We start from the raw sequence: 12,420 nt of genomic DNA on the forward strand, positions 1-12,420 counted from the left end.
CAAACTCATCTTATTAATGTTTAGTATTAGTATTTCTCAAAGTGTCAGTGCCGGAAATAAGAGTAGAAGGTTATGACTTCCAGCTACAGAAATTTTTCCGGTTAACTAATTATCAGTGTGCAAAATTAGTCAAACTGTTTGGTTTGGCAAGAAATGAGGGGAAAAAATGCACATTACGCCGCGCTTTGAGCAATTTTATGCATTCTTCCTGTAGTTGAAGCGGTTCATTACGTATTCTATCCAATGTTCACGGTCCATTTCGAAATGCTCCAACATGGCATCGGCCGGTGAATCTTCGCATTCTTCATCGTTTGCACAGCGAAGTTTATATTCCATCTCTTCGCTTGTGAGGGGGAATACTTGGAAGAAGTCCACGGACTTGCCCGTGGACAGGGGGAGGGATATTCTGTCGTAAATGTCGGGTTGCGGGCAGAGCAGCAAGGCTGAGTTGTAGGGAACGTTGTCTGCGAAAGGTTCGCTGTCGGGGTGGGACAACGAATGTCCCCACGCCACCCAACTATCAGTCCTGATGGGCATGCGGGCGAAATCTTTCAGCAGTCGGATAGGCCAATAATTTCGTTCATCGCTTAGGCTGTCTTCTGCCAACTCCCAGTCGGCGGGAAGATATATCAGTAGTTCGGCGCGTTCTGCCAACAGGTATTCATATCTATATTGGTCGGGCACGTTCATGCGGTGGGCACCGACGCCCATAGTACACAAGGTATAGTAGTTGCGGTTCTCGGCAGGAGGGATGATGGCAATGTCTATATGGATGTCAGGCGAGACAATTTCGTGAAAGACTTCAGCATACTCTCCGAACGTATCTTCAATGAAGTCCGATACTTCGGCTGTTTCGGTCTCTGAATAATATTCGGGTTGCGTGCCATTCTTGTCTTTGGGCTCTAAAGCCTTTCTCCACATGGAGAGTGCCGTCTGTTTGGCTTTTCCCATATCATTGGTCCACATGTAGAAGAATCCTGATTCCGACTCGTCTTTCATCTCTATGACCAGGAAGTCGGAATAGAAACTGATGCTTTCCACTTCTTGCCAGGGCGCCGACTCGATGCGGATGTACCGTTCTCCGTTGTTTATGTCCATGATATATTGCGGTCCTTCCGAGGTCAGTACGGGAAAGCAGTCGCTGCTATGCAGATTGGAATACAGCTTGTTGATGTTCCACAAGAATTTCCCGTAGGCCAACGTGAGCACTGCCAATAAGGTCAATGCCTTCCACGGCCGTCCGGCCACCAACATCACTATGATTCCTATAAGGACGAGTATCAGAGCGACCTTGCCGATTGTGGTAGCGTTTTGCAGGATGTTACTTTTTATTGCACACCAAAGAAATTCGATTCTGCTTGGGGCGGATGTACATCGCATGTCCTGGAAATCTTCTGTCGGGTTGACCGGCAAAGTGTTAATCGTGTAGCGTTCCATATCTGGAGTATGTTATTGTTTTTATTCTTTTCTGTTTTTATCTCTTCGCAAATATACTCTTTTTTGTAGAATCCACAACGATACTCCTTGAATAAAAACATAAGAGTTAAAACCGACACTTCTACTTTAGAGAAAGTGAAGCAGTCGGCTTTAACTCCTATGGCTTTCCTGACGATGAAAACAGTGTTCAAGTCAGGTGTTTCTTTTTTCTGAGAATATCGTTCGCTTATTTGATACCCAATTTCTTGGCGATATCTTTGGGCAGTGCATCTTTATGTACAATGATATTCATTGTTTTGTAGCGCACAAATGCCTTTGAAGCATACCACAGTCCCTCGTACTTACCGGCTTTGCCCCAAGAGTTCTTCACCATATAGTACTCGTTGCCTTCCTGGTCCTTAGCGATACCGTAGATCAGCATGCCATGGTCATCGGTTGTTTCCCAGTTGTCGTATGCCTCCTGGCGTTCTTCCTGAGTACACCACTTCTGCGGTTGCGGCTTGGTGTTCAGTTTCTTCTCCTCAGGTTTCATCTTCAGCCAGTGAGCCATGTCCGAACCGCTCAGTTCCTGCACTTTTTCCACGTCGGGCAATACGGCGATACCGTCGCGCGTGAAACCCTGTTCGCTTACATCGCTACCCCAAGCGATGGTGTACCCTTTGTTGATGGCGTTGTCGAACACCTGCATCAACTCGTCGATGGGCAAGTTGTAAGAAGAAGCCCAACGCCAGTTGTCCTGTATCTCGATGATGAACGGCTGATAGAAGGGGTGATGTGTGTAGGAAGTCAGCGAGATGTAGTCATCCGCATTCAGTCCGGTAGATTCGTAGAAGGATTTCGGAGTATATTCCTTGCCTTTGTAAGTGAACTTCTCGGGACGTTCGCCCAGATAGATGTCGTGGATAGCTGTGATTGCTTTCTTCCAAAGCGGGTTCTTGTCCTTGTCTGTCTGCAGGCTGCGCAGATTTCCTTTGGCAATGGCGTCTACTACGGCATTGGAAACGGCAGTCAGTTCGGTGTGGTTGCTCAGCGTGTCGCCGTACATCACTCCCGGACGCATCTCTTCTTCGGGTACCAGTCCGAAGGTCTTCATTCCGTAGATGACATCGTAGAACGAGCCGCCTTGTGAGAAGGAGACGTCACCATGCGTGCGTACTGCTCTGTCGGCACGATCCAAATAAGTGTTGTGTACGATGAACATTTCAGAAAAATCATACTCTCCCTTTCCCATGCGGAGCAGTTCCGATTCGATGAATGCCAGTCCGGAGTAGCACCAGCACGTACCGGCACGGTTTTGGTTCTTAATGGAAGTGATAGGATTTTCTTTTACGGTAGTAAAGATGAAACCTTCTTCTTTCGGAGTGTCTTGTGCCATTGCGCTTAAACTTAGCAAGCCCAATGTGGCCATCATTATTGATTTCTTCATCATAATTTAAATGTTATTGATTTATTACTTGCACTGCAAATATAGGTAGAATATCGTAAACAAAAGCTATTTTGAGGACGTTTTATGCAGATTTGGGCATGCAGATTGCTTTTTTCTTCCTGTTAGCTTGAATGGGAATCGGTAACCTTAGGTTCAGCATACTAAAGTTAAGGTCTGGCGGCGTAAACGTGAACTTTAGATGTTCCGAGTAACGGACGATTTTACCTCGTGTTAACTCAAAATTCCAAATTGTCGGATTGTCCCGGGCTTTGTGTCCGATTCCCCTGGGGTTTGTGTTCGATTCCCCTGGGGTTTTCCGGATAAATGCGGGGCAACGTTCCGGAAAACCCCAGGGGATGCGGCAGCAAATGCGGCGGGTTTTTATTCGTACTACGGCTTCTTCCAGCGTTGCAAGCGGTCGTTCCACAGTGAGTGGTCGTCGGGGACGTGGAGGGGCGGAGAAACGAACGGGATGTTCCGGCCGTTCATGGCATTTTACGCCTTTTCCTATTTTTCTTTTTCTTCTTTCAGACACATTTTGAATATAGATGTATGTTTGACACTATTTTATTGTAGATTTCTGTCCAATTATGCAAGTGGCTACAATTCTTTTCGTATTTTTGAGGTCGGAAATTGGACATTTCCCGAAGAGAAAAGTCCATCTGCATGATTACGACTTTGGGCAAAAGAGACTAAATATTAAAATCCATTCAGATAAACAGCATGGACAATTTATCGCATTTTCACTCGTTAGAAGAACTGATACGTGCCCTTGATAGGGAACGTAAACTGCTTCATGCACTTTTTCAAGACAGGAAGAAAATGTCTTTCCGATATGAACTTGCACGCGAGTTGGCAAGCAAGAAAGATGAAAGCCTGGAGTTCTTAAGGTTTGATCTTGCTGGCATCAATATCTTTTTAACGGAGTTTTATGTTCATTTGGGAATGCGTTCATCATTTCTTATTCCTGAAGATATTGAAATGAGGTTGTGTTACAATGGTTCAAAGGAAAGATATGACAGCCAATATCAACGTTTTCATAACCTGAGAACAGACATACCACTTCTGCAATCCTTAATTGACCTCATTAATAAGTATCATCGCTGCTATGATTAGGAAGGGTGTATAAATAATTAGTATTGAGTTAAATAGTACGTTTGTGCTTATGAAGAAAATGATACATATAGACGGTTACAGCGGCCTTGTGTTGGAAGGGGGAGGCATGCGTGGTGTTTTTACGTGCGGCGTGCTCGACAACTTTATGGACCGTGGTATCCGCTTTCCCTATACCATCGGGGTCAGTGCCGGGGCGTGCAACGGACTTTCGTACATGTCCGGTCAGCGAGGGCGTGCCAAGTTCAGTAACATCGACCTGTTGGAGAAGTACCATTACATCGGGCTGAAATACTTGCTGAAGAAACGTAATATCATGGACTTTGATTTGCTGTTCCGGGATTTTCCCGAACGTATCCTTCCTTACGACTATGAAACCTATTTCCACTGTTCCGAACGCTACGTGATGGTGACTACCAACTGCTTGACGGGTGAAGCGAACTATTTTGAGGAGAAGCGAAGCAAGGAGCGGGTGATTGACATCGTGCGGGCTTCGAGCAGTCTGCCGTTTGTTTGTCCCATTGCGTATGTAGACAAGATTCCGATGCTGGATGGCGGTATCGTGGATAGTATTCCGTTGCTGCATGCCCGTCGGGACGGGTTTACAAATAATGTAGTCGTACTGACACGTAATCGTGGATACCGGAAAAAGGTTCAGGGTACTAAGGTTCCTTCTTTCATCTACAGGAAGTATCCCGCCCTGCGTGCCGCCATCAATCGTCGCAGCGTGCTCTATAACGAGCAACTGGAGCTGGTGGAACGGTTGGAAGAGGCGGGAGAAATCACGGTCATCCGTCCGCAACGTCCGGTAGAGGTGAACCGTATCGAGCAGGATGTCAGGAAACTGACAGAGTTATACGAAGAAGGATATCGGTGTGCGGAGCAATTCGCGTTTGAATAATTCTCTGCACTGTATAAGTTCCGCTACATTTGTTGTGAGAAGCAGCTTCCACGCTTCCGCGGTCTTTAGCTTGGTGATGATGGCTTTAGCGGACAAATGCTCTACCTTGCGTTTGGCGATATGGTAATCCTTGTTACATTTATGTTCATCGCTTCGACACAGTTTCTTCCTGATAAGTATTAATACATGGGAACTATCCCATTTTCAGTGCTTGGCAATTCTGTTACATCTTCTATCACTTTTGTTACATGGTATCAAAATTACCACTTCTTGTAACATTTGTTTCAGTATTTTGTAGGTCGATTCCTTTCCTTTGCCAGTACAAACGAAAACAAAAGAATTCAAAAATTTAAATGTAACGTACCATGAAAGGAAAAGTATTTGTCATGCTTGCCATTGGTTTCATGTTGGCGGCAGAGACCTCCGCACAAGGGGCAAAGAATGATTCACTGCGTGTATCTCAATCTTCTAAAAAAGAAGAAGGTAACCGCAATGTCATGCTCAATGCGGCCAGTGCCAACGGACCTCGCGAAATCTCCATCGGGCTGCCGGGTGGCGATGTGAATGTGCTTGAAAACGGGCTTCCCGTAGTGTATAACTCCAATCCTCATAATGTGAATACGCATTGGCGTGGAGATAGCAGCCTGGGGCATGTGGGGTTGTTGAAAATATCCGAGACTGCCATTACTACCGGAAATATAGGTTATGCCATCAATTCGTTTACGCAGTTAGGTGAAGATGGCGGGGCTTTCAAGGGAACATTGAACTATAATACCAACCACTTTGGCAAGCAGCAGTTTGATCTGAACCTGAACGGAGACTTGGGAAACGGTTGGTATTATAGTGGAAGCGTTTACCAGAACTTTGACCCGGGAACATTCAAACTGCGTTTTGCCCAATATCAAGACCGTACACAGATTTATAAGGCGGCTCTTACCAAAAAGTATAACGAAGGCCGTGGACAGCTTTCCGTGATTTATCACTACAGCAACAGTCATTGGTTGAGCAATGCCACTACGGGGGCTCCTTTTATCTATGTAGGCGATGGCAGTGTGAAGGAAATTCCCGGATTCAGCTTGGGTACTTCCTCTTATTTGCCCAATGTAGGTACCATCCCGTATATGGATATCCGTACCGGAGAGGTGAAAGTGACCAATCTGTATGATGCCACTGCCAGTCGTGGCAATCAGTTGACTTTGCTCCACAAATACCGCTGGGATAACGGATTGGAATGGATAGTAAATATGAAGTATGACCATGCCTTGGGCTCTTACCTCTATCAGACACCGATGGACATGAAGAAGCAAGAGGCTTCTGCCGGTTATCAGTTGAAAAGAGAAAACGGAACATTGGAACCTTACAGCGGGTATGTGCAAAGTCGTATGTCTTGCTTTAATCGTGGCTATATTGACGAACTCCTTTTCACTACGGAGTTGTCCCGCCGGACTGCTACCCGTACTTGGCGTATCGGGTTGAACGAATGGTATTACGATGTGGACTATGCCTCCAACACCACCATGTATGACCATACCGTAGAGGCTTACCCGCAACTGTTGTATGGAACCCCTTCCGCTCAGGTGCATTATTATGGAGATACTCCTTATTATAACTTTAACCAGAATGCTTCGGAGTATTACAAAGGATACGAAAACAAGCTTGCCCTCTATGCTACCCATGATTGGGATATTACGAACCGATTGAATTCTTATCTCGGTGCCAGACTGGAGTACCAACGTTTGGCGGGGGAGAATCTGGCGGTATATAACAAGGAAGGAAAAGCTGTGGGACGTTTCCATGACTACCATATCGGTGCCACTGCCGCTGATGGCACCACGATTGCTCCATGCAATTTCGGTTACGATTGGCTGAATATGGCTTTCACCGCTGCGTTGACTTACAAGATAACCGACCGTTTTGGAATGACGGGCGATTTCACTTATATTACCCAACGTCCCAACCTGACCAATTTCGCTCCTGCCGAGATGCCGAATGTGGATAAGATAACCGTTCCTTTGGGACGTGCAGGCTTGTACTATAATACAGATTGGCTGAGTCTGACCTCTCTGTTCTCTTACATAGCCAAAACGAACAACAACTCTACGCTGAATCTGATTAACCCGAACGATCCGACTGGAAAGGACATCAAGGCTGCTCCGTTGAGCTATGACATCCAGACGGTAGGGTGGACGACGGATGCCGTCATCAAGCCTTTCAAGGGATTCGACTTTCATTTCCTGTTTACCTATCAGGTGCCCAAATACAAGAAATATGAGACCGGAGTCACTTTCCCCGATGGCAGTGAGGCAGGTATCAACGCTACGGGAAACATCGTGGCCGAAATACCGAAGGTACTGGTGGAACTTGATCCGAGCTACATGGTTACCAAAGACCTGAAGGTATGGGCGAGCTTCCGCTACTTCAGCAAAACGTACGCTAACATCAACGATGCCTATTATTTCAACGGCCGTTGGGAGACCTTCGGCGGGGTGAACTGGCAGGTGAACAAGCATCTTTCTTTGGGGGGTACCATCATCAACTTTTTGAACCAGACCGGTGCGAAAGGAACTATTGCCGGTGCCGAATTGGTGGAGAAAGAGAATGCGTCAGACTACAACGGTGCCTGGATGGCGGGCAGCTACATACGTCCGTTCACGGTGGAATTTTCTGCAAGCATTAAGTTCTAAGAACGAGTAAAAATCAATAACTTTGTATCATTCATTATATTTAATCATCATGAAAACATCTTTTTTGAAAATAGTACAATGTGCCTTTGCGGTAGCTTTGGGCTTCTCTTCATGCCAAACAACTCAAAGTGAAATGAAACTGGAGCAGCAGGGCGATAGCCTGACTGTGGTCCACATTACCCATCCAACCAAATACCTGTTACTTCCGATTGAGGAAAAAGCAGCCGAAAGTCAGGTGCGTCTTGATACCGGCGATGCGGCCGATACGGACATGGATGTTCGGTTGGCGCAAACTCAGGTCGATTACTTCGTGCCCTTTGAGCTCCCCGCAGGGGTAAGGACGACAACAGTGCGCATCAACCGCATTGCGAAGGAGGCCCTCTGCTGGAAGCAAATGAAACTATCCGATACTTTCGATACGACAAATACTGACAAGTTCCGCCCCGTCTATCATCATACTCCGCTTTACGGATGGATGAACGATGCCAACGGGCTGGTGTATAAGGATGGCGAGTACCATCTCTATTTTCAGTATAATCCTTACGGTTCTGTTTGGGGAAACATGCACTGGGGACATTCGGTTAGCAAGGACTTGATGCACTGGGAACACCGTGCGCCTGCCATTGCACGCGACACATTGGGGCACATCTTCTCCGGCAGTTCGGTGGTGGATGTGAATAACACTGCCGGTTACGGTGCCGGAACAATTGTGGCTTTTTATACTTCGGCAAGCGACAAGAACGGTCAAATCCAGTGCATGGCTTACAGTTGCGACAACGGGAATACCTATACTAAGTATGAGAAAAATCCGGTGCTGACGCCTTTTGATGGTCTGAAAGATTTTCGTGACCCGAAGGTGTTCTGGTATGCGCCGGAGGAGAAATGGGTGATGATTGTGTCGGCAGATAAGGAGATGCGTTTTTATGCTTCCAAAAACCTGAAGGAGTGGGAGTATCTGAGTGCTTGGGGCGAAGGATACGGTGTGCAGCCCCGTCAGTTTGAGTGTCCTGACATGGTTCAGTTGCCCGTCAATGGTGACAAGAGCCGGATGAAATGGGTGATGCTGGTCAACGTGAATCCCGGTTGCTACTTCGGAGGAAGTGCCACGCAATACTTTGTGGGCGACTTCGATGGTACCCATTTCATTTGTGACAGCCCGAAGGAGACCGTGAAATGGCTGGATTGGGGCAAAGACCATTATGCCACTGTTTGCTTCTCCAATACCGGAGACCGTGTCATCGGAGTGCCTTGGATGAGCAATTGGCAGTATGCCAACATTGTTCCCACCCGCCAGTACCGCAGTGCCAATGCCCTGCCGCGCGAATTGGGCCTTTATGAACAAGCTGGTGAACTCTATGTGTCTGCCGCTCCTGTCAAGGAGGTACAAGGCTTGCGCCGGGAGAACAAGGAGGTTCCGGCATTCACCATTGATGCCGAATATCGCATCGAATCCTTGCTGAACGACAATGAAGGGGCTTACGAACTGGAGTTGCACTTCACGAATGAGACGGCGAAGGTGATGGGCTTCAAGCTTTTCAATGAGGCGGAGGAAGAGGTGAATATCTATTTCGATTTGCCGGAAGGCAAGCTGGTGATGGACCGCACGAAGAGCGGCATCGTTGACTTTGGCCGTAACAGTACTCCCCATACCCTTGAAGCCCATGACAGACGTGTGTCCACCTCCATCAATTATAGAGATGACTTCGCCCTTGCCACTTGGGGACCTGTAGCCAAAGTTCCCACGCATACGCTGAACGTCTTTGTGGACAAATGTTCTGTCGAAATCTTTCTGGATGGTGGAAAAATTGCCATGACTAACCTTGTTTTCCCAAATGCCCCTTACAACCGCATGAGTTTCTACGGAAACGGCGGCAGCTACCGGGTGGATAAGTGTGCGATTTATAAATTGGAACTTTAATATAGGACACTCATGGAAAATACTAAAAAATCTCCCCTCGCAAAGCTCCTTCCCGTTCTGCTTTGTTTCTTCGTCATGGGCTTTGTCGATTTGGTGGGCATTGCCTCCAACTACGTGAAAGCCGACCTCGGCCTGACAGACGCTCAGGCTAACATCTTCCCCTCGCTGGTCTTCTTCTGGTTCCTCATCTTCTCCGTGCCCACGGGTATGTTGATGAACCGCATCGGCCGCCGGAAGACGGTGCTGTTGAGCCTTGTCGTCACCTTCGTGTCGCTGCTGTTGCCCGTTTTCGGTGACAGATATGGGCTGATGCTCGCCTCCTTCTCGTTGCTGGGCATCGGCAATGCGTTGATGCAGACGTCGCTCAATCCGCTACTTTCCAACATAATCAGCGGCGAGCGGCTGGCAAGTTCGCTCACCTTCGGGCAGTTCGTTAAAGCGATTGCCTCGTTTCTTGCTCCGTACATTGCCATGTGGGGAGCCACGCGATCCGTCCCTACGTTTGGCATAGGATGGCGTGTGCTGTTTCCCGTCTATATGCTGGTGGCGGTGGTGGCTATCCTTTGGCTAGGTGCCACTTCCATCCGAGAAGAGCGAGAAGAGGGACGTCCCTCCACTTTCGGCGAGTGCCTTGCCTTGCTGGGCAAGCCGTTCATCTTGCTCTGCTTCGTGGGCATCATGTGTCACGTGGGCATTGATGTGGGTACCAATACTACGGCTCCCAAGATTCTGATGGAACGGCTGGGCATGACATTGGCGGATGCCGGTTTTGCCACGAGCCTCTACTTCATCTTTCGTACGGCGGGCTGCTTTCTGGGTGCTTTCATCTTGCAGAAGATGGCATCGCGAACATTCTTTGCTATCAGCGTGTTGTGCATGTTGGCGGCTATGTCAGGACTCTTTATCAGCCACGACCGGGCAATGATTTACGTCTGTATCGCCTTGGTGGGTTTCGGCAATTCCAATATCTTCCCGATCGTCTTTTCACAGGCACTGCTGGCACTGCCGCAGAAGAAGAACGAGGTCAGCGGACTGATGATTATGGGACTCTTTGGCGGAACGGTCTTCCCGCTGGCAATGGGTGTGGCAAGCGATGCGATGGGACAGGGTGGTGCCGTGGTGGTGATGGCTGCGGGCGTGGTTTACCTGCTCTTCTATGCTACACGCATTAAAAGTGTGAAGTAGTGCAGGCTGTACTACGGGATTAATGGAACTAACAACTTATAAATCTAACAACATCATGAACAATGTAATCGTAGGAATGGGAGAGGCACTGTGGGATTGCCTTCCCGAAGGAAAGAAGATAGGCGGTGCTCCGGCCAACTTTGCCTATCATGTATCGCAATTTGGTTTCGACAGCCGAGTGGTCAGTGCCGTGGGGGCTGATGCTGACGGAGATGAGATATTGGATGTTTTTGCGCAAAAGAATTTGCGCACACAGATAGAGCGTGTGCCTTACCCCACCGGTACGGTACAGGTGACACTGGATGCCGTGGGTGTGCCTTGCTACGACATCCGCGAAGGTGTGGCGTGGGACAACATCCCGTTTACAGACGAGTTGCGTGATTTGGCGCTCCGCACGCGTGCCGTCTGCTTCGGTTCGTTAGCGCAGCGCAGTGCGGTGAGCCATGCCACCATCAACCGTTTTCTCGACATGATGCCAGATGTGGAGGGCCATCTGAAGATATTCGACATCAATCTCCGTCAGGGTTTTTATACGAAAGAGATTCTGTGCGAGTCCATGCGCCGCTGCAACATCCTCAAGATTAACGATGAAGAGCTGGTGACCGTCAGCCGCATCTTCGGCTATCCCGGCATAGACCTTCAGGACAAGTGCTGGATTCTGTTGGCGAAGTACAACCTGAAGATGCTTATCCTGACTTGCGGTACGAACGGAAGCTATGTCTTTACGCCAGGCGTGGTATCCTTCCAGAAGACGCCGAAGGTGAAGGTGGCGGATACTGTCGGTGCGGGCGATTCCTTTACGGCTACTTTCACCACTGCCATCCTTAGCGGAAAACCGGTGCCAGAGGCGCATAAACTGGCGGTGGAGGTATCAGCGTACGTCTGCACGCAGAGCGGAGCGATGCCGGAACTGCCGGAGGCGTTCAAGGAGAGGATGAAGTAAGCGGTAGTTTCTTTTTGACTGCTAACTTTCTCTTGAAAAATTGCTTTTTAGCGAAAACTTATCCGTTCGGATGTATGAAATAAGGTAGGTAAGTATTATTTCTGTCGTTCCTCCCTGAGTTGTTGAGTCGGGATGTTGGTACTGTCGGCAACTTATCGGAGGAATGATTGTAATAACAAACTAACAACTCATAATCATTTTTTTTTTAGGATATGTCAACTTTCAACGAGGCAAACATGATTGCTTGTATAGAGAGTAATCTTCCCAGTGGGCAGCATTTCAAAGCAGGTATTCATGCAGTAGTAAAGAAGGTGAAGCTACGTCGCTTCTTCTCCGGAGCCATCTACGACCCCTCCAGTAACCTTATCCAGCCTCTTCCCGATGCACCGTTGCTCTACATGACTAAGAACAAAGAGGCTGATTTTGATGCCTATATGGGATTTTCGGAAGACTATCTGGTGATAGTTCCTTGTGAAAAGAGCGGTGGTACTACGAGCATGTGGAGATTACCGATCCGGAACTTGCAGCTGACATCATGCCGGTGGCCACGGATGTGGAATCGCCCTTCAACGCCTCTGATATTCTGCCTGTTTATCAGCTTTCACAGGTGGAGGAGTGTAATATAAAGAAGAATTGGATAGGTGCGTATGTCTGCGAAATCACGTTCGGTAACGGCGATTATGTGAAAGTATTGCTTCCTCCTTTAGCGGGGCTCTTTGGCGGCATGCCCCGTCACAAGACTTATCGTGAGGCGATTGTGAAGCTACTTACAGAAAAGTAATAATGAGGTTGTACCTATTTAGGGGAATAGTT

At 48.0% G+C, this 12,420-nt stretch carries 10 protein-coding genes; 8 read left to right on the forward strand and 2 right to left on the reverse strand.

The window, feature by feature from the left end:
• Nucleotides 1-195: 195 nt before the first annotated feature.
• Both QZ323_RS06400 and QZ323_RS06405 read right to left on the reverse strand, forming a co-directional pair.
• Complete coding sequence (locus QZ323_RS06400; protein WP_294633780.1) at nucleotides 196-1,437, reverse strand: suppressor of fused domain protein; 1,242 nt, start codon at nucleotides 1,435-1,437, stop codon at nucleotides 196-198.
• Nucleotides 1,438-1,663: 226 nt separating this feature from the next.
• On the reverse strand, nucleotides 1,664-2,863 hold the full coding sequence (locus tag QZ323_RS06405; protein WP_294633815.1) for a C1 family peptidase: 1,200 nt from the start codon (nucleotides 2,861-2,863) through the stop codon (nucleotides 1,664-1,666).
• A gap of 723 nt (nucleotides 2,864-3,586) precedes the next feature.
• On the opposite strand from QZ323_RS06405, the gene QZ323_RS06410 reads away from it, so the two are divergent.
• The 8 genes from QZ323_RS06410 (at nucleotide 3,587) to QZ323_RS06445 (ending at nucleotide 12,388) form a co-directional block, all read left to right on the forward strand.
• On the forward strand, nucleotides 3,587-3,979 hold the full coding sequence (locus tag QZ323_RS06410; protein WP_294633781.1) for a hypothetical protein: 393 nt from the start codon (nucleotides 3,587-3,589) through the stop codon (nucleotides 3,977-3,979).
• 49 nt (nucleotides 3,980-4,028) lie between these two features.
• Entirely contained in the window at nucleotides 4,029-4,877 is an 849-nt protein-coding gene (locus QZ323_RS06415) for a patatin family protein (protein ID WP_294633783.1), read from the forward strand.
• Between the two features lie 386 nt (nucleotides 4,878-5,263).
• Entirely contained in the window at nucleotides 5,264-7,561 is a 2,298-nt protein-coding gene (locus tag QZ323_RS06420; protein WP_294633816.1) for a TonB-dependent receptor, read from the forward strand.
• 49 nt (nucleotides 7,562-7,610) lie between these two features.
• Nucleotides 7,611-9,479 (forward strand): DUF4980 domain-containing protein, encoded by a 1,869-nt coding sequence (locus QZ323_RS06425; protein ID WP_294633785.1) that lies wholly within the window; start codon nucleotides 7,611-7,613, stop codon nucleotides 9,477-9,479.
• A gap of 12 nt (nucleotides 9,480-9,491) precedes the next feature.
• Entirely contained in the window at nucleotides 9,492-10,664 is a 1,173-nt protein-coding gene (locus QZ323_RS06430) for an MFS transporter (protein ID WP_294633787.1), read from the forward strand.
• Between the two features lie 55 nt (nucleotides 10,665-10,719).
• Nucleotides 10,720-11,607: a carbohydrate kinase gene (locus QZ323_RS06435; RefSeq protein WP_294633789.1), complete on the forward strand. Its 888-nt coding sequence runs from the start codon at nucleotides 10,720-10,722 to the stop codon at nucleotides 11,605-11,607.
• Nucleotides 11,608-11,819: 212 nt separating this feature from the next.
• Entirely contained in the window at nucleotides 11,820-12,233 is a 414-nt protein-coding gene (locus QZ323_RS06440; RefSeq protein WP_294633791.1) for a hypothetical protein, read from the forward strand.
• The gene (locus tag QZ323_RS06445; RefSeq protein ID WP_294633793.1) at nucleotides 12,215-12,388 is read left to right on the forward strand and encodes a hypothetical protein; all 174 of its coding nucleotides are present in this window, start codon (nucleotides 12,215-12,217) and stop codon (nucleotides 12,386-12,388) included. Before QZ323_RS06440 ends, QZ323_RS06445 begins: the two co-directional genes overlap by 19 nt.
• The last annotated feature ends 32 nt before the right edge of the window (nucleotides 12,389-12,420 follow it).

Origin of the sequence: uncultured Bacteroides sp. (assembly GCF_910585845.1) — a bacterium.
Classification (GTDB): domain Bacteria; phylum Bacteroidota; class Bacteroidia; order Bacteroidales; family Bacteroidaceae; genus Bacteroides.

Coding starts and splice junctions, on each gene's coding strand:
- QZ323_RS06410 (WP_294633781.1), top strand. CDS start 3,587: ATGGACAATTTATCGCATTTTCACTCGTTAGAAGAACTGATACGTGCC.
- QZ323_RS06425 (WP_294633785.1), top strand. CDS start 7,611: ATGAAAACATCTTTTTTGAAAATAGTACAATGTGCCTTTGCGGTAGCT.
- QZ323_RS06430 (WP_294633787.1), top strand. CDS start 9,492: ATGGAAAATACTAAAAAATCTCCCCTCGCAAAGCTCCTTCCCGTTCTG.
- QZ323_RS06420 (WP_294633816.1), top strand. CDS start 5,264: ATGCTTGCCATTGGTTTCATGTTGGCGGCAGAGACCTCCGCACAAGGG.
- QZ323_RS06405 (WP_294633815.1), bottom strand. CDS start 2,863: ATGAAGAAATCAATAATGATGGCCACATTGGGCTTGCTAAGTTTAAGC.
- QZ323_RS06415 (WP_294633783.1), top strand. CDS start 4,029: ATGAAGAAAATGATACATATAGACGGTTACAGCGGCCTTGTGTTGGAA.
- QZ323_RS06435 (WP_294633789.1), top strand. CDS start 10,720: ATGAACAATGTAATCGTAGGAATGGGAGAGGCACTGTGGGATTGCCTT.
- QZ323_RS06400 (WP_294633780.1), bottom strand. CDS start 1,437: ATGGAACGCTACACGATTAACACTTTGCCGGTCAACCCGACAGAAGAT.
- QZ323_RS06440 (WP_294633791.1), top strand. CDS start 11,820: ATGTCAACTTTCAACGAGGCAAACATGATTGCTTGTATAGAGAGTAAT.